This is a genomic window from Synechococcus sp. CC9616 (assembly GCF_000515235.1).
Lineage (GTDB): Bacteria > Cyanobacteriota > Cyanobacteriia > PCC-6307 > Cyanobiaceae > Parasynechococcus.
In genome coordinates this window covers 2,449,896-2,472,644 of record NZ_KI911558.1, presented here as the reverse complement: position 1 = coordinate 2,472,644, position 22,749 = coordinate 2,449,896, and the positions used below count along the sequence as shown (strand labels likewise).

At 58.3% G+C, this 22,749-nt stretch carries 19 protein-coding genes, 1 tRNA gene and 1 pseudogene; 13 read left to right on the top strand and 8 right to left on the bottom strand.

The window, feature by feature from the left end:
* Nucleotides 1-9 precede the first annotated feature (9 nt).
* Nucleotides 10-510 carry an HNH endonuclease gene (locus SYN9616_RS0113755; protein WP_028953608.1) on the bottom strand — a complete coding sequence of 167 codons (501 nt, stop codon included), beginning with the start codon at nt 508-510 and terminating at the stop codon, nt 10-12.
* A 74-nt stretch (nt 511-584) separates the two neighbouring features.
* On the opposite strand from SYN9616_RS0113755, the gene alr reads away from it, so the two are divergent.
* The 3 genes from alr (at nt 585) to SYN9616_RS0113735 (ending at nt 2,879) form a co-directional block, all read left to right on the top strand.
* Nucleotides 585-1,769 carry an alanine racemase gene (gene alr / locus SYN9616_RS0113750; protein ID WP_051411052.1) on the top strand — a complete coding sequence of 395 codons (1,185 nt, stop codon included), beginning with the start codon at nt 585-587 and terminating at the stop codon, nt 1,767-1,769.
* Nucleotides 1,770-1,817: 48 nt separating this feature from the next.
* Nucleotides 1,818-1,906, top strand: a tRNA-Ser gene (locus SYN9616_RS0113745).
* A 175-nt stretch (nt 1,907-2,081) separates the two neighbouring features.
* Nucleotides 2,082-2,879, top strand: coding sequence for an ion transporter (locus SYN9616_RS0113735; protein WP_232200507.1), 798 nt, complete (start codon nt 2,082-2,084; stop codon nt 2,877-2,879).
* Nucleotides 2,880-2,959: 80 nt separating this feature from the next.
* Here the strand turns inward: SYN9616_RS0113735 and SYN9616_RS0113730 are convergent, their stop codons facing one another.
* Entirely contained in the window at nt 2,960-3,865 is a 906-nt protein-coding gene (locus tag SYN9616_RS0113730) for a serine hydrolase (protein WP_028953605.1), read from the bottom strand.
* 17 nt (nt 3,866-3,882) lie between these two features.
* Here SYN9616_RS0113730 and SYN9616_RS0113725 point away from each other — a divergent pair, with 17 nt between their 5' ends.
* Entirely contained in the window at nt 3,883-4,611 is a 729-nt protein-coding gene (locus tag SYN9616_RS0113725; protein WP_028953604.1) for a C40 family peptidase, read from the top strand.
* Nucleotides 4,612-4,625: 14 nt separating this feature from the next.
* On the opposite strand, the gene SYN9616_RS0113720 is transcribed toward SYN9616_RS0113725, so the two are convergent.
* Nucleotides 4,626-4,928, bottom strand: a complete 303-nt coding sequence (locus SYN9616_RS0113720) for a hypothetical protein (RefSeq protein ID WP_028953603.1) — start codon at nt 4,926-4,928, stop codon at nt 4,626-4,628.
* Between the two features lie 129 nt (nt 4,929-5,057).
* Here SYN9616_RS0113720 and SYN9616_RS0113715 point away from each other — a divergent pair, with 129 nt between their 5' ends.
* The gene (locus SYN9616_RS0113715) at nt 5,058-6,020 is read left to right on the top strand and encodes a glycosyltransferase family 2 protein (RefSeq protein ID WP_028953602.1); all 963 of its coding nucleotides are present in this window, start codon (nt 5,058-5,060) and stop codon (nt 6,018-6,020) included.
* Here the strand turns inward: SYN9616_RS0113715 and SYN9616_RS0113710 are convergent.
* Complete coding sequence (locus SYN9616_RS0113710) at nt 5,978-6,445, bottom strand: HEAT repeat domain-containing protein (protein WP_028953601.1); 468 nt, start codon at nt 6,443-6,445, stop codon at nt 5,978-5,980. The genes SYN9616_RS0113715 and SYN9616_RS0113710 overlap by 43 nt on opposite strands.
* 90 nt (nt 6,446-6,535) lie before the next feature.
* On the opposite strand from SYN9616_RS0113710, the gene SYN9616_RS0113705 reads away from it, so the two are divergent.
* The 3 genes from SYN9616_RS0113705 (at nt 6,536) to SYN9616_RS0113695 (ending at nt 10,413) form a co-directional block, all read left to right on the top strand.
* Entirely contained in the window at nt 6,536-6,652 is a 117-nt protein-coding gene (locus SYN9616_RS0113705; RefSeq protein ID WP_006851672.1) for a photosystem I reaction center subunit VIII, read from the top strand.
* A gap of 43 nt (nt 6,653-6,695) precedes the next feature.
* A complete protein-coding gene (locus tag SYN9616_RS0113700; protein WP_028953600.1) occupies nt 6,696-7,187 on the top strand; it encodes a photosystem I reaction center protein subunit XI in 492 nt (163 codons plus the stop codon).
* A 115-nt stretch (nt 7,188-7,302) separates the two neighbouring features.
* Entirely contained in the window at nt 7,303-10,413 is a 3,111-nt protein-coding gene (locus SYN9616_RS0113695; RefSeq protein WP_028953599.1) for an efflux RND transporter permease subunit, read from the top strand.
* Nucleotides 10,414-10,431: 18 nt separating this feature from the next.
* Here SYN9616_RS0113695 and SYN9616_RS0113690 read toward each other — a convergent pair whose 3' ends face one another.
* Together SYN9616_RS0113690 and SYN9616_RS0113685 are read right to left on the bottom strand one after the other, a co-directional pair.
* The gene (locus tag SYN9616_RS0113690; RefSeq protein WP_028953598.1) at nt 10,432-10,803 is read right to left on the bottom strand and encodes a hypothetical protein; all 372 of its coding nucleotides are present in this window, start codon (nt 10,801-10,803) and stop codon (nt 10,432-10,434) included.
* Nucleotides 10,804-10,820: 17 nt separating this feature from the next.
* Nucleotides 10,821-11,582 carry a DUF3598 family protein gene (locus SYN9616_RS0113685; protein WP_028953597.1) on the bottom strand — a complete coding sequence of 254 codons (762 nt, stop codon included), beginning with the start codon at nt 11,580-11,582 and terminating at the stop codon, nt 10,821-10,823.
* Between the two features lie 148 nt (nt 11,583-11,730).
* Between SYN9616_RS0113685 and SYN9616_RS0113680 the strand changes: the two genes are divergently transcribed.
* Complete coding sequence (locus tag SYN9616_RS0113680) at nt 11,731-12,549, top strand: hypothetical protein (RefSeq protein ID WP_028953596.1); 819 nt, start codon at nt 11,731-11,733, stop codon at nt 12,547-12,549.
* 253 nt (nt 12,550-12,802) lie between these two features.
* Here the strand turns inward: SYN9616_RS0113680 and psaB are convergent, their stop codons facing one another.
* The gene (gene psaB / locus SYN9616_RS0113675) at nt 12,803-15,016 is read right to left on the bottom strand and encodes a photosystem I core protein PsaB (RefSeq protein WP_028953595.1); all 2,214 of its coding nucleotides are present in this window, start codon (nt 15,014-15,016) and stop codon (nt 12,803-12,805) included.
* A gap of 21 nt (nt 15,017-15,037) precedes the next feature.
* Complete coding sequence (gene psaA / locus SYN9616_RS0113670) at nt 15,038-17,341, bottom strand: photosystem I core protein PsaA (protein WP_028953594.1); 2,304 nt, start codon at nt 17,339-17,341, stop codon at nt 15,038-15,040.
* Between the two features lie 403 nt (nt 17,342-17,744).
* Between psaA and SYN9616_RS0113665 the strand changes: the two genes are divergently transcribed.
* The 4 genes and pseudogenes from SYN9616_RS0113665 to SYN9616_RS18010 form a co-directional block, all read left to right on the top strand.
* Nucleotides 17,745-19,145 (top strand): hypothetical protein, encoded by a 1,401-nt coding sequence (locus SYN9616_RS0113665; protein ID WP_028953593.1) that lies wholly within the window; start codon nt 17,745-17,747, stop codon nt 19,143-19,145.
* Nucleotides 19,146-19,156: 11 nt separating this feature from the next.
* Nucleotides 19,157-20,947, top strand: a complete 1,791-nt coding sequence (cobJ, locus tag SYN9616_RS0113660) for a precorrin-3B C(17)-methyltransferase (protein ID WP_255326796.1) — start codon at nt 19,157-19,159, stop codon at nt 20,945-20,947.
* Between the two features lie 528 nt (nt 20,948-21,475).
* Nucleotides 21,476-22,054, top strand: a complete 579-nt coding sequence (locus SYN9616_RS16720) for a helix-turn-helix domain-containing protein (protein WP_198015191.1) — start codon at nt 21,476-21,478, stop codon at nt 22,052-22,054.
* Between the two features lie 467 nt (nt 22,055-22,521).
* Nucleotides 22,522-22,749, top strand: a pseudogene (locus SYN9616_RS18010) (porin); the annotation flags it as partial.

Genomic DNA, 22,749 nt, shown 5'->3' with positions numbered 1-22,749 from the left:
GCGTTCTGATCAGGCTCCGATCACATATTTGGCCCATTCACTGTGCTTCCCAGAATGAATCTGGCGCGTCGCTTCGAAACTGAGACTGCTCAAGGGCCGGCGTGGAACCCGCCTTAAAGGCATCCCAGCCTCCTTAGGCGTGCGGTTGCCCTTGCGAACATTGCAACTGAGGCAGGCGGTGGTGACGTTCTCCCATGTGTCATCACCACCTCGGCTGCGAGGAAAAACATGATCAATCGAAAGCTGTTCGCCTCGACCACCGCAGTACTGACAACAATGTCCATCTCTGTGAAAGACATTGCGACGTGTCAAAGGCAGCTGTCGAAAGGGAACCCGGACGTATTGCCGAAGACGAATCACCGTTGGGAGAAGAGTGCCCTGACGGATCTCGCGGGTGGGGTCCTGCTCGAGACTTTCAGCCTTTCCTTTGAGCATCATCACCATGGCGCGACGCCAGGTTGTGATGTTCAACGGCTCGTAGGACGCATTGAGAACGAGAACCTGGCCCATGCCAGCTCCCTGATTAGATGTCATGTTAACGAGCACACAAGGTCTTTCTCGGTAACCCCGAGCACCGAAAACCCATGTCAGAGCTGAGTCGCGCTGCGACAGATGGGGCCAGGGAGGTGGGTGCGGCCATCGACCCACGCCAGCGGGCATGGGTGGAAGTGGCCCCGAAGGCGATCGAAGCGAACGCCGCAGCCCTGAAAAGCCATCTCGGCGCGACAAGCGACCTGATGGCCGTGGTGAAAGCCGATGGCTACGGCCACGGCGCGATCACGGTGGCCAGGGCCGCCCTGAACGGTGGAGCCACCAGCCTCGGGGTCGCCACGCTTGAGGAGGGAATTGAACTGCGCCGCGCCGGGCTGAAGGCACCGATGCTGCTGCTCGGCAACCTCACCCAAGCCGAAGAGCTACGGAGCTGCATGCACTGGGGACTGATGCCGACCTTGAGCAGCATGCGTGAAGCCCTGCTCTGCCAAAACCTTGCCGAGGGCAGCGGGCGGCGCTTTGCGGTTCAGCTCAAGCTGGATACAGGCATGTCTCGCCTCGGATGCGACTGGCAGGAGGGGCCAAGGCTGGTGGAGGCGATTCGCCAGCTTGAAAATCTGGAGCTTTGTGGCCTGTACAGCCACCTGGCCTGCGCTGACAACGATCACGAAGACGACGACATTTCGGTGACAGCTCAGCAACAGCGCCGGTTCCAGGAGGTGCTCGACCAATTACCTGAACGAGGGAGGGGGCTTTGCCGCCATCTGGCCAACTCGGCGGGGACGCTGCTGAACCGGCACTTACATCACGACATGGTGCGGGTGGGACTGGCTCTCTATGGACAGGCTCCGGCAAAACACCTTGATGATGTGGTCCCGTTGCAGCCAGCCCTGGCCGTGCGGGCCCGGGTGACGCTGATCCGCAACATCCCGGCTGGGGTTGGCGTGAGTTACGGACACCGTTTCGTGAGCCAACGACCCACCCGCCTGGCGGTGGTGGCCATTGGCTATGCCGACGGCATTCTGCGAGCCCTGAGCGGCAAAATTCATGGCCTGCACGGTTCGCAGCGACTGCCTCAGGTGGGTGCGATTACGATGGATCAGGTGCTGTTGGACGCCACCGAAGCTCCATCTCTTGAGACAGGCAGCACCGTGACACTGCTGGGACGTGACGGTGATGCTGAGATCAGTCCCCAGGACTGGAGCGAACTCTGCGGCTCCATCCCCTGGGAAATCCTTTGCGGATTTAAGCAGCGATTGCCACGCATCGAAGTCTGAGAAGAGGCTGTTGATCGCGCCACCTCTTGATACTGTGGGTTGGCCACTGGAGAGGTGGCTGAGTGGTTGAAAGCGGCTCCCTGCTAAGGAGTTACAGGAGGCAACTTCTGTCGAGGGTTCGAATCCCTCCCTCTCCGTTCCAACACCTGCCCTGAAAGATTCATTCTCTTTCAGGGCCAGTTTTTGATCCCTAAGTCAGCCTGAGGCCGACAAAACCCTCGGATCCATGCAAATCAAGCGTCAACTCCAATGACGCTGGCTTCAACGTGCCATCAAGAATGCAAACGGGCTGAATGGCATTGAAGAGAAGAGATGGCCACAATGTTTTCACATCGCCGTGACAACAAGGTGAATGGCCTAAGACAACAAATTTTCAGCTGGCTTGAACTGGATCAGGGAACGAAGACATCCACGTGGCTTAACAAAGCCATCCGGTTTCTCATTGCCTTTTCGATCATCGTGGCCGTGCTGGCGACCGAGCCCGTGATCCGTGCTGATCACGCAGATCTTTTAGAGATTTTAGACACAATTATCGCCATACTTTTCATGATTGAATATCTTCTACGCCTTTGGATTGCACCCTTAAGACCCAACGCTCGTCCAGGCATACGCGGGGCTGCCTACTATGCCGTGACCCCCATGGCTATTCTCGATCTGCTCGCTATTGCACCAACCATCTTGGGAATTGTCAGCCCTGAACTCTATCTGCTCAGGATTTTTCGCCTGGTTCGCATCGCCCGTGTTGGCAGATCAAAAAACCTACAGAAAAGCATCAGATATTTCAATCGAATTCTTTCATCAAAAAAGGAAGAATTGCAAATTTCAGCAATCTACTCCGGGGTCGTGATTTGCATCAGCAGTGTGTTGATGTATATCGCCGAAGGAAGAATTCAGCAAGAGCAATTTGGATCGATTCCAAGATGCCTTTGGTGGGCAATCATCACAGTGACAACAGTGGGATACGGTGATGCGATACCGGTCTCACCCGGAGGGAGACTGGTCGCGTCAGTCACTGCCATCAGTGGCATCGCCGTGATTGCAATTCCAATCGGCATTATTTCGGCAGGCTTCAGCGAAGCCTGGGCTCGGGAACAGGCAAAAGACGGTTGATGCAACCTGACCTCAGACCTCAAGCCAAGACTGCGTCTCTGAATTGCGAATCAAGCCCAGCAATCACCTTTGGGGGCGGCTCATACCCCCTCGGATGGCTGAAAGACACACAGAGCGCGGGCCAATGCCGGCATGAGCTGCTCATCCCGGGCGCGATCCGGGCCTGAACTGAAAGCCACCAACAACATCGGCGGCTGGTCGCCGTGCTGCCACCACGCCGCGTCATGCCGGGCCTGACTCATCCAGCCGGCCTTGCTCCAAAGGCATGCGCCCTCAATCAGTCCCTCTCCGAGAAATCCATCCACCTGGTTCTCAGGGTCAGCCCTGCGCTGTTCAGGATCAAGGGAGCGATCCAGCAGCTCTCGCAGCCTTCTGCAGGCAGGTGGAGAGACAACGGCCCCGGTCATCACGGCTTCAAGCATTCTGGCGGTGGCCTGCGTGGATAAGGCATTGCGGTTGCTGTTGTCGGCTCCGTAAAACAGCTTTTCCCGGCCATAGGGACCATCCCCCCAGGTTTTCTGGCAGCAGTTCACCCCTTCCAGCTCTGGCCAAGCAAGGCTGGCCAGCCACTCGTTAACAAGCTGCCGCTGCCGCTGCCAGAGGTGCCAGGCGTTTTCCTGCAAAGCAGGACCACTGCAGGTGCCGGTCAGCAGATCCATCACCAAACCGGTGGCGTCATTGCTGGAATCACCGATCATGTCCCGCAGCGCCCGTTGAAGCTCCTCGCCATCGGGAATGAGGTCCTGCTGAAGCCAGCGCTCGGCAGCAACGGCATAAAACAGTTTCACCACGCTGGCGGGATAGAGAAGGCGGTCTTGGTTCCAGCCAGCTCCAAGACCCTGGCCTGCCTCAGGCCTTTGATCCTCGTAGCGGATCCAGGTCACCGCCAGGCTGTTCCGCAGGCCCGGACGCCCGTCAGCGGAGAGCTCATCCATCAGCGTCTCTAGTCGTGACGCCATCTCGGGATCAGGACGGTAGAACGCCATGACGACTGCGACAGACCATGGCGACCCTAGGAACCCTGTGTGCTTCTGACCGCCTGATTCCAGGCAGCCTGTGGCAGCTGGAGACCGATGTGAACGGCTACGCCAGCAGCGTTGGCCATGGACTCGCCACCCAGGCGCAGCGGGGCCGCCGACTGCGGATTCTGGAAGCCATGGGGCCCCGTCTTCGGGTGGAGTTACTGGAGGACGGCTACCACTGCTGGATGGATCCGGAGGATCTCGTCGGCAAGGCCTATGGCTGTGCGCCATGGCAACCCCCAACTATTGATCGAGCAATGATCAGGAAGCGACTGCCGGCGGTACTGAGCTGGAGCGAAGCCACTGAAGCGATGCCGAATGTCTACGTGTGGGGCGGAACCCTGCGTCCCAACGTCGACTGTTCCGGGCTGATGCAACTGGCCTTCGCCAGCCAAGGGATCTGGATCCCGAGGGATGCCTATCAACAGGAACGCTTCTGCAGTGCTGTAGCCGTGAGTCCCGACAACGTCCAGCTGCTTCTGCCAGGAGATCTGCTCTTCTTCGGATCAGTGCGGCGATGCACCCATGTCGGCCTTTATCTCGGTGGCGGGCGCTACCGCCACAGCTCCGGCCGCGACCATGGCCGCGATGGCATCGGGGTGGACAGCCTTCACAGCCGTGATGATCACCCCGTTGCCTGTCATTACCGAGCCGAGCTGCGGGGTGCCGGCCGGGTGATGCGCAGCCATGACGGACGCCATCTGGACTGAAGCGCAGGCTTGGATCAGCGCTTCGGCTTGAAGCTGTCGGAGATCTGGGAGAGGTAGGTCTCCGGACCGCTGAGGGCCGTCTGCCCTGGGATCGGCAGATCTGGGAGTTCGAGATTGGCCTGACGCCCCTCCAGAGCCGCCTGCAAGGACTCGATCATCTGGGTGTTTCCGGTGTTCTTCACGGCTTCGAGGGCTTTACGAAGACGCTGCTCACGGGTGTCCTCAATCGCATCGGCTGAGGCGGGCGGGGCCCAGACCGAACTGCTGGCTCGCACGGAATCGAGCTGGCTAACAAAGTTCTCCCAGAGCAGAGCCATGGTCGACGGCGGAATCAGTGATCCACACCTAACGCAGGTCTGCTGGAGAGATTGCGATCCAGGCGACCGATGCAGAACTTCGTTGGAAAGAGGCCGCCTAAGTTGCTGGCCGTGTTTCGTCCGTCGTTAATGACCTCCCACCTGGATCTGTCGGTGGTGGTGCCCCTTTACAACGAGGAAGAAAGTCTTCCGCACCTGGTGGAGCAGCTGCTGCAGGCTCTGCGTCCAAGCGGTGAACGCTTCGAGCTGGTGCTGGTTAACGACGGCTCAAGCGACGACACGGCCAAGGTGCTGGAACAACTCAGTGGCGAGATTCCAGAGCTGGTGGCAGTGCTGCTGCGCAAGAACTATGGACAAACCGCAGCCATGGCAGCCGGTTTCGATGCGGCCTGCGGCGAGGTGATCGTCAGCCTCGATGGAGACCTGCAGAACGATCCCTCCGACATCCCGATGCTGCTGAGCAAGCTCAGGGAGGGGTACGACCTGGTGAGTGGCTGGCGGCACCAGCGTCAGGACGCAGCGATCCAGCGCAAGCTTCCCTCCAAGATCGCCAACCGACTGATCGGACGCGTCACCGGTGTTCGCCTCCACGATTACGGCTGTTCCCTCAAGGCCTATCGGCGGGAGGTGCTGGCAGACATGCGCCTCTACGGCGAACTGCACCGCTTTTTGCCGGCACTGGCCTTTATCGAAGGAGCCCGCATCACCGAGGTAAAGGTGAACCACCGGGCACGTCAGTTCGGCAGCAGCAAATACGGGATCGACCGCACCTTCCGGGTGTTGATGGACCTGCTCACGGTGTGGTTCATGAAGCGCTTTCTCACCCGGCCGATGTATGTCTTCGGCTTCGGTGGACTGCTCGCGATCGTTGCCAGCCTGATCGCAAGCACCTACCTGCTGGTGATCAAGCTGATGGGGCAGGACATCGGCAATCGCCCCCTGCTCACCCTTGCAGTGGTGATGGGCCTGGCGGGGATCCAGCTGTTCTGCTTCGGACTGCTGGGGGAACTACTCATCCGCACGTATCACGAGAGTCAGGACCGGCCGATTTATCGGGTGCGGGCAACATTGCGAGGCGGGCGAGCGGGCTGAACAGGCAGGCGTCGCGTCGCCCCTCGTTGGGGTGCAATGGCAGCAGCGGCTTCCTCCACAACACGGCTGTCGCTATCGCGCAAGGCGCGCCGCAGCAAAGGCAGCGCCATCGCCGAGCCCCAGCGCGCCGCAATCCGGACGGCTTCCAGGCGCTCTTCCGGTCCTCCGTTCATGGCCAATCGCAGACGGGTCTTGAGCTCCAGGCACTCACGCTCCGTGCGTGGGGGCTGCCAGACCTCCACAGGGACCGGTTGATCCGCGGCTGCGGTTTCAGGCTCTGAAATCACCCTCGACAACTGGACCCTGTTCAGCGCAGCAACATTGCTGGCATCGGTGCTGCGCAGCATCGGTCGCCCCGAGCGGCCTCGCCACCACACCGCAACAACCAGGAGAACTGCGGCGCCTGGAAGGAGAACGTTCTGCATCTGGGTTGAACTTTTATGTCGCCGATCGGGCTTGGGAGAAGCCTTCAGATCAGTGATCTCTACAGTACCGGCGAAGCTTTTGGCCTCGACATGACTGGAGATTTCGCCGCTGCATGGCTGCCTGCGATTTTCGTCCCCATCACAGGAATCGTTTTTCCCGCAGTGTTCATCGTCCTCGTCGGTCGAGTGATCACCGCTGCCGAGTGACCGCAGGCTGCGGATCGCCATCAACCCTCAGCACTTCACGTCAATGACTGTCACTCCAGTGTCCGACCCCTGCGTCGGCAACCTCGCCACCCCGGTGAACAGCGGTTACTTCATCAAGGGGCTGATAAACAACCTGCCCCTGTACCGCCAGGGCATTTCACCGAACTTCCGCGGTCTTGAGACCGGTGCGGCCTTCGGATATCTGCTCTTCGGACCGTTCACCATCTGCGGCCCGCTGCGCAACACCGAATACCAGCAGACCGCTGGCCTTCTTGCGGCCATCGGAGCGGTTCACATCCTCACCCTGCTGTTCCTGCTGTACAACCAGCCCGGCAAACAGCCCAACATTCCTCCTGCCGATGCCACCGTCGGCAATCCACCGGCCGACCTGTTCACCCGCACCGGCTGGGCCGATTTCACCAGCGGGTTCTGGCTCGGCGGCTGCGGCGGCGCCGTGTTCGCCTGGTTCCTGTGCAGCACAGTGCACGTTCAGGATCTGTTCAAGATCGCTTCGGGTGTCTGGAGTGTCGGCTGACATTCAGGGTCCCTGAATCACTGAGATCTACGCTTAAGCAAAACCCCTGGGGGACGGTGAACGTCAACCAGGGGTTTTCTGCTGCCAGGATTCACCTGCCAGCTGCGTGCCGTCGGTGCGGTCGCTTTCCCAGCCGTTTCTGCGCAGACCGGTCCTCACCATCGTCTGCAGCCTGCTCATTCTGTTGGCGGGCTTCACGGCCATGATGGGCCTGGGACTGGAGGACATGCCCCAGCTCGCCCCAACACGGGTGAGCGTGCGAGCAACCTTTCCAGCCGCCTCGCCTGAGGTCGTGGAGCAGAGCGTCACGGCCGTCCTGGAACAGCAGCTGAACGGATTGGAGGGCGTTGAAAGCATCACCTCAAGCAGCCGACAGGGTGGCGCCAGCGTGAGTCTGCGCTTCAGCGAAGGAGACCCTGAACTGAATGCGATCAAGGTCCAGAACGAAGTGAATCTGGCGACCCGACGCTTGCCCCAGTCGGTCTCTCGTCAGGGTCTGCAGGTCAGCCGCTCCTCCGATGACCTGCTGATGATCCTCGGCTTCAGTCATGAGCAGGGGCTGTATTCCTCGACCTACCTGCGCGGCTGGATCGATCAGAGCGTTCGGAACGCCTTGCTCACGATTCCAGGCGTTGGGCGGGTGTTCATTTTCGGAGGAGATGAACTGGCCTTTCGCCTCTGGCTGGATGCCAGCCGACTAGAGCAGGCGAATCTCACGATCAACAACGTCACCCAGGCTCTTGCCGAACAAAACGTGCTCGCTGCAATCGGCAACCTGGGAGCGTCACCTGCTCCCGAGGGGCAGCTGATCAGCTTGCCCGTCGATGCCGAAGGACGACTGCGCAGCGTCGAGGACCTTGAAAACCTCGTGGTGAAAAGCCTGGGGGATGGAGGAACGCTGCGACTGCGGGATGTCGGCCGGGTTGAACTGGGCCAGAGCCGCTATAGCAATACGGCCATCAACCTTGAGGGCCAACGCTCGATGGGAGTCGGCATCTATCAGCGGGACGGCGCCAATGCCATCGAGGTGAGCCAGCGCGTGATGGCCCTGTTGAAGGAACGCGAGCCCAGCTACCCGCCTGGCGTGGAGATGCAGGTGATCACGGATGTTGCCGACACGGTTCGCGACAACCTGATGCTCACCTTCTCGGCTCTCCGGGATGCGGTGCTGCTCGTGCTGATGGTGCTGCTGCTGTTCCTCGGGCGCTGGCGCCTGGCCATGATTCCAGGCCTCGCCGTTCCTGTGGCTCTGGTGGGCAGCCTGATGGTGGTGCGCCTCAGCGGGTCGGAACTGAACACCTTGATCCTCTTCGGCCTGGTGCTTGCCACAGGAATCGTGGTGGACGACGCCATCGTGGTGAGTGAAGACATCTCCGGCCGCATCGAGCGCGGAGATGAACCGCAGCAAGCGTCGGAAGATGCGATGGCGGAGCTCGCCGGTGCCGTGGTGGCCACCTCGCTGGTGCTGGCGGCGGTGTTCTTGCCCGTTCTGTTGATTCCAGGTTCGATCGGCCGCCTCTATCAACCGATCGCCCTGGCGATCAGCGGAGCGATCCTGTTCTCCACGCTGAACGCCCTCACTTTCACACCGATGGCCTGCGCCAGGGTGCTGCATCGGGGGGATGGACGCTTGCCCGGCGCGCTGCGACGGGTCTCCAGGGGCCTGCGCCGAGGTATGGGAGCACTGCAGGAGCGCTACGCCCGGCTGCTGGAGCGCTGGCTGCAACGCGGTCGATTGGTGGCAGTTTTACTGATGGCAGGCCTGCTGTTGACAGGAATCGGGCTCGTCAACATGCCGACAGCCTTCATCCCCAACGAAGATCAGAGCCAGATCCGCGGCTATTTCAGCCTCCCCGAGGGCGCCAGTCTGGAGCGCACAAGCCGCGTGATGGAGCAGATCCGTGGCGTGATTGCCAAAGAGCCCTTGATCCGTACCGGTAATTTCTATGCCGGCTTCTCCTTCGGCCAAAGCGGTGAAGACAAAGGGGCCTTCTTTCTCAGGCTCCTGCCCAAACGGGAACGGCCTGGTGCGGAGCAAAGCAGTGAAGCGGTCAAACGGCGGCTGAGTTCAGCGCTCCGCTCCAGCATCGATAACGCCAGGGTCGTTGTGACCACCCCTCCAACGGTGCGTGGCTTCAGCAGCGAATCGGCTCTCTCGATGGAGCTGCTCGACCGCAGTGGCGGACGTCTCAGTCTCCAGAACTTTGAATCGGTGGCCCAACGCTTCATTGAGACGGCCAAACAGAGCGAAGCCTTTGAGCGGGTAAGCACCAGATTTGATGCCAGCTCGCCACGCTGGCGACTGGAACTGGATCGTGAGCTAATGGCAGCTCTCGATCTGGATGTGGCCAGCACCCTGCAGAACATCGGCACCGCCATCGGAGGCCGTTATGTCGATGACACCTACGAAGGCGGAGAAATCCGACGGATCTATATCCAGCTTGACGGGAGAGAACGGGCTGGCCCCCAGGATTTAACGGGATTGAAGGTGCGCAGTCGCAGTGGCGAGCTGGTGTCGGTCGCGACTGTGGCGACCCTGACGCGAGAAGAGGGAGCGAACAGCATTCCGCATTACGACCTCAACCGCTCGATCACCATCACAGCTGTTCCCAACGAGGGTGTGAGCACGGGCCGGGCGATTGAGCTGCTTGAGCAAGCCGGCGACTCGGTAGGGGGCAACAACATCAGCCTCGCCTTTACAGGGCTTGCCCAGGAGGAACGCCAGGCCGCAGAGATGACCTGGATTCTGTTCAGCCTCGGCGTGGTGGTGATCTATCTGCTGCTGGCCGGCCTCTACGAAAGTTTCGTCGATCCACTGATCATCCTGCTCACGGTGCCGATCGCGCTGATGGGTGCCTTGATCGGCCTGAAGCTGCGCGGTTTACCGCTGGATGTCTATGGCCAAATGGGTCTTCTGGTGCTGGTGAGCCTCGCGGCCAAGAACGGCATCTTGATCGTGGAATTCGCCAATCAGCGTTTGGCCGCTGGACTTGCCTTGCGGGAGGCCATTCACGGTGCAGCCGTGAGCCGGATGCGTCCGATCCTGCTCACGGCGATCACCTCGCTTTCGGGTTTCCTGCCCTTTTTACTGGCGACGGGTACGGGGTCCGCCAAGCAGATCAGCATCGGCACGGTGGTGTTCAGCGGCCTGCTGGTGTCGTCACTGCTCTCCTTGTTTGTCGTGCCGGCCGTGTATCTGATCCTGAAACGTCGAAGCCTCAGCTAATCAACTGGGCCGTCCTGCTCAGAAGCGATGATTGGTGCCTGGATCAGCCCAGAACACCTTCAGCGTGAGGGTCGGCGTGCTGAATTTGATGCCACCGTCTTCATTGGTGCGCTGGTAAGTGAGGTTCTGCTTGCTGGTGGGGAACTGAAATTCGAGCGGTGAACGATTGCCCGGGTAGAGAACCACATAGGCGTTGCCCTGGTACTGACTGAACTGGCAACGGGCTGCGTTCTGGGTCTTCTTGATCACCGACGACTTCACATTGAGATGACAGAACACCTGCCGCGTCTCCGGATGTGCCGAGGGCATGGATGCAGCAGAGGACAGCAGCAAGACGACGAACGTCCAGATCGAGCGGTGATGCATCAACGGCAGGAGACAACCCTCCATCGATAGCGACTGGGTCCTCAGGCCACCAGCTTCTGCAGCACCTGCTGTTGTGAAGCCAGCAAGGATCCACTGTCGCTGTAGTGGCGAAGCAGGCGTTCCAGATGCTGCGGAGAGGCCAGCCACCACGCCTCAACGGTGAAACCAGAACGCTGCGTCACCGGACTGGGTGCGATGAAGCCACCACCATCGGGAAGGCAACGCAGCGTGGTGAGATCAGAGGGCGTGAGCCGCAGCGAGCAGGCCGACTCCTGCGTGTCCGCGGGCCCGCCCTCTGCCGTGATCACAACTTGGCGCCCCTGCCATTGCCCTGTCAGCCACTCGGGCTGAAGCTGTGGAAGCTGACCAGCCTGGCTGCCAGCACGCATTTCGCTGATCAGCACTGGATGGTCGAAGCGTCCCGAGCCATCCCAGAGCAACACCTGGCGATGACGCCGATCGCCGAGCAGGAAGCAGAACTCGGCGTAGAACCTGATGAAGGGAGCCAGCTGAAGGGATCCGCGGCAGAAGCTTCCCGTCGGGAAAAAGGTGAGCTGTTGATCCGGCTGATAAAAGCTCTGACGGATCTGCTTGACCGGTTCACCGCCATAGGGGTTCTCAGCTGGCAAGGGATTGTCCGGCCAGAACAGCAGGCTGAGGTTGACCGGAACACCCGCCGCTGCTGGCTCAAGCGTGAGGATCGAGGGTTGACGCCTTTTGAGCTGAAGCCCGCTGTCGTAGGTGTTGAAGCTGCCATGCCATTCGCCGATGTTTCGCAGCAAAAGCTCCCATTGATCCAACATCCACCTGTAGCAACGCCGGAACGCTAAGCATCAGAACCGCCAACGGAGTTGATCCAGAAATCACCTTTTTTCAGGTCGCAGCCGGCGAAACATGTTGAAACGTCGCCGCCTTTGCTAAAGATGAAATTGTCAAACCAACTACCAAGTTATGGGCAAAGGCAACATCAAAGACAACGTCACCGACATTGTTGATGATGCAATTCCTGACAACGTTCAAGATGGTTTGGACAACGTCAAGGACGAAGTCGAAGGATGGATCCCCGATCTTGATATCCAGGACAAGCTTGGCGACCTATATGACGACATTCAGGAACTCTATGAGAAGGGCTATGACAATCTCGATGTCAAAGGCAACTACATCGATCCCTGGACGGACAAAGTCCTTGACTATGCCGACTTCAATGTTGTAGTTCCGAAAGCAAAAAAGACTTTCGTCAAAGGATCGAACAAAGATGACCTGATGTCAGGTCATTGGGAAAAGCACAAATACGAGGGAGGGAAGGGCCATGACAGAATCTTCACCTGGTACGGGAAAGACACCCTTCTCGGAGGCGATGGAAACGACCATCTCTATGCCGACGGAGATGATTGCACGATGATCGGCGGCAACGGTAAGGATTATTTCTACATCGAAGGAGGTGGCACATCTCTGATCAAGGACTATGAGAAAAAAGATGTGATCCGGGTTGATGGATACGGCAAAGGCAACATTAAGATCACCAATAAAAAAGGTGATTCACTGATCAAAGCCGGCAAGCACACACTCGCAAAAGTTCTCGACACGAAGCTCAGCAAAGGTGATCTTCAGTACTCAGGCGGATCCAACAAGAATATCGTTCCCGACGAGCCATTTACTGTTGAAGATGATCATGATCATGAAGGCCATGACCACTCCGGGCATGATCATCGTTCCGTCGACCCAGCTGACAGCGGCTCGCTGACAGATGTGCTTCTCGGCGCAGCCTGAACGCTCCGCCGACTATCCAAATTCACTTGCTCCAGCCCCCACTCCAGGGGGCTTTTTCGTGGGCGGCGTTATCTCATCAGCATGACTGGTCTCACAGCTGGTTCCTTTTCAGACCGGAAACTTCCAGTCCAGTTGATCTTTCACGGCACAACCTGAACCATCCTGAGAGTCGAGCCATAAAAAACCTCGCCCGACGAACGGGCGAGGAAATCATCAAGAACGACTCGAAGATGGACTGTTGATCAGATATGAATCAACCGAACTTGCCTGACGTCGACGCGATCAGGAATGCCGCGTAAGTGAGCACGTAACCCACTGAGAAGTGGGCCAGACCAACCACACGGGCCTGAACAATCGAGAGAGCGACAGGCTTGTCGCGCCAGCCCATCATGTTGGCGATGGGGCTTCGCTGGTGAGCCCAGACGATGGTTTCGATCAGTTCCTGCCAGTAACCCCGCCAGGAGATCAGGAACATAAAACCGGTGGCCCACACCAGGTGACCGAACAGGAACATCCAGGCCCAAACGGCCAGGTTGTTACTGCCGAACGGGTTGTAGCCGTTGATCAGCTGGGAGGAGTTGAGCCAGAGGTAATCGCGGAACCAACCCATCAGGTAGGTGCTGGATTCGTTGAACTGAGCCACGTTGCCGGACCAGATCGCCAGATGTTTCCAATGCCAGTAGAAGGTGACCCACCCCACGGTGTTCAGAGCCCAGAAGACCGCCAGGTAGAAGGCATCCCAGGCCGAGATATCGCAGGTACCGCCACGGCCAGGGCCGTCGCAGGGGAAGGAGTAACCGAAGTCCTTCTTGTCTGGCATCAGCTTGGAGCCACGGGCATCCAGAGCTCCCTTCACCAGGATCAGGGTTGTGGTGTGCAGACCCAGAGCAATGGCGTGGTGAACCAGGAAGTCTCCAGGGCCAATGGGCAGGAAGACATCCGTGTTGCCGTTGATGGCATCCAGCCAGTAGTGCTCGCCAGGGATGTTCTGGGAGGCCAGGCTGGCTGAACTGGACGCGTTGGAGAGCAGCACATCGAAGCCGTAGATCGCCTTACCGGATGCGGCTTGGACGAATTGAGCAAAGACGGGCTCCACCAGGATCTGCTTCTCAGGCGTTCCGAAAGCCACGACCACGTCGTTATGGACGTAAAGGCCGAGGGTGTGGAAGCCAAGGAACAGTGACACCCAGCTCAGGTGGCTGATGATCGCTTCTTTGTGCTCGAGCATCCGAGCCAGGACGTTGTCCTTGTTGGCTTCGGGGTCGTAGTCACGAATGAAGAAAATCGCACCGTGGGCAAAAGCGCCGCACATCAACGCAATGGCGATGTACTGGTGGTGGGTATAGAGGGCTGCCTGGGTTGTGTAGTCCTTCGCGATGAAGGCATACGACGGCATCGAGTACATGTGCTGCGCCACCAGGCTGGTGACCACGCCCAGGGAGGCGAGAGCCAGGCCGAGCTGGAAGTGCAGGCTGTTGTTGATCGTGTCGTAAAGACCCTTGTGGCCAGCGCCCAGGTCACCAGGGGTGCCCTTGGGTGGGTTGTGGGCTTCGAGGATCTCGCGGATCGAGTGACCGATGCCGAAGTTGGTCCGGTACATGTGGCCGGCGATCACAAAGATGCAACCGATGGCCAGATGGTGATGGGCGATGTCGGTGAGCCAGAGCGCTTCGCTTTGGGGGTGGAAACCACCAAGGAAGGTCAGGATCGCGGTACCGGCTCCTTCGGAGCTGCCGAACACCTGATTCAAGGAGTCAGGGTTCTCGGCATACACACCCCAGTTGCCGGTGAAGAAAGGGCCAAGACCGGCGGGGTGAGGCAGAACGTTGGTGAAGTTGTCCCAACCAACGTGCTGACCACGGGCTTCAGGGATGGCCACGTGAACCAGGTGACCGGCCCAGGCGATGGAGCTGAAGCCGAAAAGTACGGCGAGGTGGTGATTCAGGCGTGATTCAGCGTTCTTGAACCAGGCCAGGGAGGGTCGGAACTTGGGCTGAAGATGCAGCCAGCCAGCAAACAGAGCCCAGGCCGAAAGGATCATCATGAAGATGGATCCCTGATACAGCTCGGCGTTGCTGCGCATACCGATCGTGTACCACCAGTGGTACAGACCGGAGAACGCAATATTCACCGGGGATGAAGCACCCGCCTGGGTGAAGGCGTCAATGGCACCTTGACCGAAGTGGGGATCCCAGATTGCGTGTGCGATGGGCTTCACATGCAGGGGGTCGGCGACCCACTGCTCGAAGTTGCCCTGCCAGGCGATGTGGAACAGGTTGCCCGAAACCCACAGGCCGATGATCGCGAGGTGTCCGAAATGGGTGGAGAAGAGCTTCTGATAAAGACGCTCTTCCGTCATTCCGTCATGGCTCTCGAAGTCGTGAGCCGTGGCGATCCCGTACCAAATACGGCGGGTTGTCGGGTCCTGAGCCAGACCCTGGCTGAACGAAGGAAATTTCGTTGCCATTAGAGGGAAAGGTCAGTGAGGTCAGCCGACCACAAGAATGTGGGCGTGGAAGAAGGCCCACGTGGTCGCAATTCCGCCCAGGAGGTAGTGGGCGACACCCACGGCACGGCCCTGGATGATGGACAGCGCACGGGGCTGGATGGCAGGTGCCACCTTCAGCTTGTTGTGAGCCCAGACGATGGACTCAATCAGCTCCTGCCAGTAGCCGCGGCCGCTGAACAGGAACATCAGGCTGAAGGCCCAGATGAAGTGGGCACCAAGGAACATCAGGCCATAGGCACTGGTGTTGGAGCCGTAGCTGTTGATCACCTGCACGGCTTGAGCCCACAGGTAGTCACGCAGCCAGCCGTTGATGGTGATGGCGCTCTGGGCGAAGTTGCCATTGGTGATGTGCTGGACGGAACCGTCGGCATTCACCGTCCCCCAGATGTCGCTCTGCATCTTCCAGCTGAAGTGGAAGATCACGATCGACAGGGAGTTGTACATCCAGAACAGACCCAGGAACACGTGGTCCCAAGCAGACACCTGACAGGTGCCACCGCGACCGGGGCCGTCGCAGGAGAAACGGAAGCCCAGGTTGGCCTTATCTGGAATCAGGCGGGAGCTGCGGGCGTAGAGCACACCCTTCAGCAGGATCAACACCGTCACATGAATCGTGAAGGCGTGGATGTGGTGGACCATGAAGTCGGCCGTGCCGAGCGGCATGGGTGCAGCGGCGACTTTTCCGCCGACAGCAACCACTGAACCGTTGAACACTTCGCTCACACCGGCAAGGGCGTTGGGAGCTGTGCTGCCAGCGGCAGCAGCGTGGGCGTTCTGGATCCACTGGGCGAAAATCGGCTGAATTGAAATCGCCGAATCGCTGAACATGTCCTGGGGACGGCCCAGGGCACGCATGGTGTCGTTGTGGATATAAAGGCCGAAGCTGTGGGCTCCGAGCCAGATGCACACCCAGTTCAGGTGGCTGATGATCGCGTCGCGTGCTTTGAGCACCCTGTCGAGCACATTGTCGATGTGCTTGGCGGGGTCGTAGTCGCGGACCATGGCGATGGCCGCGTGAGCGGCGCCACCAACGATCAGGAATCCACCAATCCACATGTGGTGGGTGAACAGACCGATCTGTGTTGGGTAATCGATGGCGATGTACGCATACGGAGGCATGGCGTACATGTGCTGAGCCACGATGATGCTCAGCGAGCCGAGCATGGCCAGGTTGAGGCCCAGCTGGGCGTGCCAGGAGGTCGTCAAGAATTCATAGAGACCGTCATGACCGTTGGGAGCCGGGAACAGCAGGGGATCACCCTTCTGACCTTCATGGATCTCCTTGATGGAGTGACCGATGCCCCAGTTCGTGCGGTACATGTGACCGGCGACGATGAACAGGACGGCGATCGCCACATGGTGATGGGCGATGTCGGTCATCCAGAGGCTGCCGGTGACAGGATTCAGCCCACCTTTGAAGGTGAGGAAATCGCTGTAGGCGGCCCAGTTGCCTGAGAAGAAGGCACCGATCCCTGCACCGATGCCGGGATAGAGCTGTGCCAGCAGGTCCTGGTTGAAGAACTCGTGCGGCAGGGGGATGTCCGCCACGGTGGCGATGGTTTTGCCATCGACCACCAGCGGCTGGCCGGCGTCGATGGCATCCATCAGCTTGCTGACGGGAGCGGACACGTGGATGAGGTGACCAGCCCAGGACAATGAACCGAGACCCAGCAGACCTGCCAGGTGGTGGTTCAACATTGACTCAACGTTCTGGAACCATTCCAGCTTCGGCGCAGCCTTGTGGTAATGGAAAACACCGGCGTTGAGCATCAGGCCGGCCATCACCAGGGCACCGATGGCCAGAGCCATGAGTTGGGTTTCGCTGGTGATGCCCCATCCACGCCAAACGTGGAACAGGCCTGAGGTGATCTGAATGCCTTGGAAGCCGGCACCCATATCGCCATTAAGAATTTCCTGGCCGAAGATCGGCCACACCACCTGAGCACTGGGCTTCACGTGGGTGGGATCGGCAAGCCAACCGGAATAGTTAGAGAAGCGAGCGCCGTGGAAGAAGGCACCGCTCAGCCAGATGAAGATGACGGCCAGATGGCCGAAGTGTGCGGAGAAAATCCGCCGAGAGACCTCCTGAAGGTCACTCGTGTGAGCGTCAAAGTCGTGAGCGTTGGCGTGGAGGTTCCAAATCCATGAAGTGGTTTTGGGACCTTTGGCGAGGGATCGGTCGAAATGTCCGGGCTTGCCGAACAGTTCGAAGGTCGCTGGATTGTCGACCTTTTCGACCTGATTCTTCGCGCTGCTCCCACGCTCTGGTGGGCTGATGGTCATCGAGTCGTTCCTCGAGGGGACGGGATCGAGGTGATGGGACACCCCTTCCGAAAGGCCTGAGCCTGTCGGGGCCCTGACAGCTCGCCTCATAGAGACGGAACCGCCGGGCGCCAGCTCGATCGGAGGCCGAAACCTCTTGTACGAACTGGTGCTTGGGCCCCGACAAGGGGACCTCTTGCGGAAGCATAGGCGCGCACGATGACCTTCTATGCCTATGAGTTACAAAGGTTCAATCCCATCGCGCGCCAGTCAGCGACTGGCGTCTGAAGAAGGCTAGAAATCAGCGGGAAGAAACAATCTTCAAACCCTGACTAATACAATTAAGGGGATTTTTCCTTGTTGAGTGTCAACAACTGACCGACACAGCTGTCGCAATCAGAATGGATGGATTCTCCGCCGCCCGATGGCACGACTCGCACTGAGGCCATGGCTCGGAAGCTTGCTGGTGGCAGCCCTCTTGATACTCCCTGTCTCAACCGCCAACGCCCTGCCGAACTGGTTGCCGAACAAGGCCAGCCAGGCATCGCAGGCAAGTCCAAGGACTGGTTACAAACTTCAGGAGATTGCACCTCCAGGCGGCGTTCAGGAACTTCGAAGATCCCTCGACAAACATCGCCCCAAGCTGCGACTCCTCTCTCCCGTCGATGGCGCTGTGGTGGATGCGGATCCGATCACTCTGGAGATGGAGATTTCGGACTGGCCGCTCAATCAGGACTCAGCCCTGGGATTCGGGCCCCATGTGGTGTTGCAGATCGATGATCAGCCTCCCCGACGACTGTCTGAGTCCGATGACGGTTTGCTCAAGGTTTCATTGGCCGAGCTGAATCCGGGCAGCCATCGTTTGAGCGCCTGGGCCGCCTACCCCTGGGGAGAAGCGGTGAACTCCCCTGGGGCAACGATCAGCTGGCGGCTTCATCGCTGGCAGTCCCTGCCTGGTACCCAGCCTGATCAGGAGGCTCCCTGGCTGGTTCCCATTGTCCCAACGAGTTGGCGCAGCGGCCAACCGATTCTGCTCAACTGGCTGATCTGGAATGCACCTTTACAGAATCTGCGTGAGGGTGATCAACGCTGGAAACTGCGCCTGAGCCTGGATGGCAACAGCGTGCTTGTCGACCAGCAGGAAGCGATTTGGCTGAAAGGCCCGAGTCAGCCAGGGGGAGTGAGCGTGCAGATGGAGCTGCTGGATGGCCTGGGAGAACCGTTGACCCCTGTTTTCAACAATCGACTGATCCACATCGAGGGCCGCTCAGCCGAGCGAGCTGCCTGGTACAAGAACCATCTCAGCGATGGTGAACTGGCGACCCTGAGTGGAACAGCTCCTGAGCAGTCAGCCGTTCCGGTTCAGGATCCAGAGACGATTGCAGATGAATCTGATCAACCCGAGCCGGTTCTCGACAGTGATGAACCGTTGATCTCATCAACGACAGAGTCCAGAGCTTCAGAGGCAACAGCCTCAGAGACAACAGCCTCAAAGACAACAGCCTCAGAGTCGATAGCTTCCGATTCCTCAGACACGGACTTCAGGGCTTCAATCTCCAAAGAGTCTGAATCTGGGGGCTTTGAATCCGGGGACTCTGAATCGCAAGGTTCGACTTCAAAAGAGCTGGACGACGTTTCTGAGTCCCGAGCTGAATCCGAGACAGGCCTCAGCCTGGAGTCCGGTCAGCCTGAGCCAGAGATCAAGGCCGAAGCCGATCGAGAGGCAGACACCCTGAAACGAGTTCAAGCCTCCAGCGAGGAGCCGCTGCTGGTCCCGCAGTCCAGCCTGGGAGGATCAGCACGTGAACTCCTTGAGCTGAACTGAGGACTATTTCTGTGCCTTCTCCCGGCAGGCGCCTGGGCCTTGGTCTGTCATCGTCCGGCCAGAATCTGCTGCAACGCCTTCAGCAGCGCGGGCATCTCGACGCGCTGGCGGAGAGTGGACATGATGGCTCTGACTTCTTTAAGAGCCACTGGCAGAACAACAATGTCCTGATGATCGTCGGAGCAGTTGGCGCCGTCACGCGACTGATCGCTCCGCAGATCCGTGGCAAACAGCATGATCCGGCTGTGATCGTTCTGGATCCTCAGGGGCGCTGGTGCATTCCGCTGCTGGGCGGACACAGCAGCGGAGCGGAACAACTGGCACGCGAAATCGCTGCTGAACTTGGCGGTGCAGCAGTGCTGACGGGCGCCTGCTCCAGTGAGCGGCGGCTGGCCCTGGACTGTCTTGGCTATCTCTGGGGATGGCGGCGGGGTGGCAGCGTCGAAGCCTGGCGCGACCTGATGAAGGCTCAGGCACGGGGAGAAGAGGCCCTATCGAGCCAGAGCAGTGGCAACAAGGCATGGCATCAAGGCTGCGACAACACACTGCTTCGCCAGATCACATCGCCAACAATCGATCATTCGGACGTTCAGCTCAGCATCGGCCCCAAGTTGCTTGCTCCCTGCCGCTGGCATCCGGCCAGCCTCTGGATTGGGGTGGGATGTGAACGAGACACGAGCCAGCGGCTGGTGGATCGGGCGATTCAACAGAGTCTGAAAGAGGCCGGCCTGGCCCCTGAAGCGATCGCTGGGCTGGCCAGTGCTGACCGCAAGAACGACGAAGCCGCACTGCTGCAGCTCTGCAAGCAGGAGTCGTGGCCGATGCGGACCTACAGCTCTGAACAACTCCATCAGGTCGCGGTGCCGACGCCCTCGCAGCAGGTGCTGGAGGAAATGGGAACGGCTTCGGTGGCGGAAGCCGCTGCCCTGCTGGCCGCTGGGGATGACGGCATTCTCAGGCAAGCCAAGCGGATCACCTACGCGGGCGAGGGGGAACGGGGAGCCGTCACAGTGGCCATTGCCGAAGCAGTGGCTCCCTTCGCTCCCCAGCGAGGCGAACTACACCTGATCGGAAGTGGGCCAGGGGACCCATCCCTGTTGAGCGGCGACGCCCGTCGGGCTCTCGAACGCTGTGTCGCCTGGGTGGGGTACAGCCTTTATCTCGACCTGCTCGAGCCGTTGAGACAACCCGAACAAGTACGCGTCGACGGCCAGCTGACGCGTGAATGGGATCGCTGCGCAGAGGCCTTGGCGCTGGCCAAGCAGGGAGCACGCGTGGCACTGATTTCATCCGGAGACAGCGGCATCTATGGAATGGCAGGGCTTGCAATGGAATTGTGGTTGCAAGAGCCTCCCGATGAGAGGCCAAGTTTCACGGTGCATCCAGGAATTTCTGCCTTACAGCTTGCTGCAGCCAAGGCCGGGGCACCGCTGATGCATGATTTCTGCACCATCAGCCTCAGCGATCGACTCACGCCCTGGCAGGTGATCGAACAGAGGGTCAAGTCTGCAGCGACGGGGGATTTCGTCGTGGCGCTTTACAACCCACGTTCCAAGGATCGTGACTGGCAACTGGAACGGACAAAAGAATTACTGCTGGCGGAACGACCGGGAAGCACCCCGGTGGTCCTGGCACGTCAACTCGGCAGACAGGAGGAACACATCCGACACAGCACGCTGAAGAATCTGGACCCCAACTCCGTAGACATGCTCACGCTTGTTCTGATCGGAAACAGCAGCACATATGCCCGCGATGGACGGATGGTCACCCCAAGGGGGTACCCAGGGTCAACACTGAAATAACCAGCAAAGAGCGACGTCACCAAACCAGTAGCAAACATCACTCCAATTCGTAGAGCATCAACAACGGGATTTCGTCCAAACATGCAACCTGCCTAAAACTACTTAAAGGGAAAGTGACAGCGAAGCCAAACAACCTACCTGGAGCAAGAATCCACAATCTCAACAACCTGAAAGACTGGTGCATGAACAGGATTTCTTTTCTGTCACTAAAAGGCTCAGACCTAGATGCTCAAGCCATGACCAATGAGTATCTTGAAATCCTCAGATCTGACGATTCCGAATCAACTCTTTGGATGAAGGCCGCGGGGACGAACTAAAGCTATTGTCGACGGATTTAGGAGACAGACGCAAGCCGAAAAAAGCCGAAGCGACAAGAGCAAAAAGAGCAACGATTGAGAGCCGAGCTGATAACATCGACAACAATTAAAAGGCGAAATCAATGCGTATTGACATACATACAAGCCTAAGATCATTTAGCAATTCAATAATCACCAATCCCCGTAACAAATGCTACGAGGCCTCGGCTTAATGGGCACATCTTCACCAGGCGTGCGGAGCAATTCGAGCAATCTGAGCCTCAGAAAAGCTCAATCACTCGTTTTATCACAACCATCGAGGAATCAATGGATCGACATCGATATCAAAGAAGGGCTTTTAAGAGTTTCAACATCCCACGAAATCGAGCAAGCCGATGTGACCATGGCAATCATGTCACCGATGGAATGTGGAAAATTTCGATATCCAAAGTCCTGCCAGCTATCAATTGAAGCATTAACAGACACAAACCTTTCGATCTGCTTCGATGCAGAACATGAGCACCTCGACGATGACTTCTTGAGTGATTGGCTTCTTGCTCTGCATTTCGTACGCAATCCAGCCAAAGCAGAGGATCGCCTTTTAGCACTACTTAAATTACTTTCAGAACGATTTGGAAAGAGAACATCAGAAGGATTTCAACTTGAATTTTTATTGCCTCATGCCCGAATAGCCGAAATGATTGGCGCTACGCGATCAACCGTCAGCAGAACATTAAGCGCAATGAGAAAAGAGCGACAAATTACAATCGATGAACTACGCGAAACGGTCGTGATTTTTCTGTCTGATTAATCTCTACCACAACGGCAGGAACCACCCTTCCATTTCGAACATTTTGACTTCTTACATCCTTTCTTTTTCTGAATTGGTGCTCCCACAAGGATGTTCTTTTCAGCGCGCGTCATCATTCATGACAGACACCTGACAAAATTAGCACCACTGATGCTGCACGCCCAAGGGTTTCATCCTTCTTAAACAGACAATTGACACACCAAACCGCCTTGTAAAAAAAATCACTTTGGTGTCGAACAAAAGGCAATGGCAAAAGAATGCATTGCTGCTATGAAATCTGAGTTGTCCTGACGGATAACTCACACCAACCCGTCGGGCCGGTCTTGTGATTGGCCTGATTTTCCGAATTAAGCCGAATGCATGTATAAAAAGTCACGTTCGTCAATATCGTTTTATGTAGTCGAAAATACTTTTCTCTCCAAAATAAATAAGCCCACCATGTGGGCACTTCCTGTGTGAGGAATCTCATGAAACTCTTCCAGCAATTGCTGGTAGCGCCTGCTGCTCTTGGCCTTTTGGCTAGTGGAGCACATGCCGCAGACCTGAACATCGACGGCGTGACCGACTACGCGGACAGCGTGGACGTCGAAGAGCAGGTCACCAGCATTACCCAGTTTTCTGATGTTTACCCAACCGACTGGGCTTATCAGGCTCTCGCCAGCCTGATCGAGCGCTACGGCTGTGTCGCCGGTTAT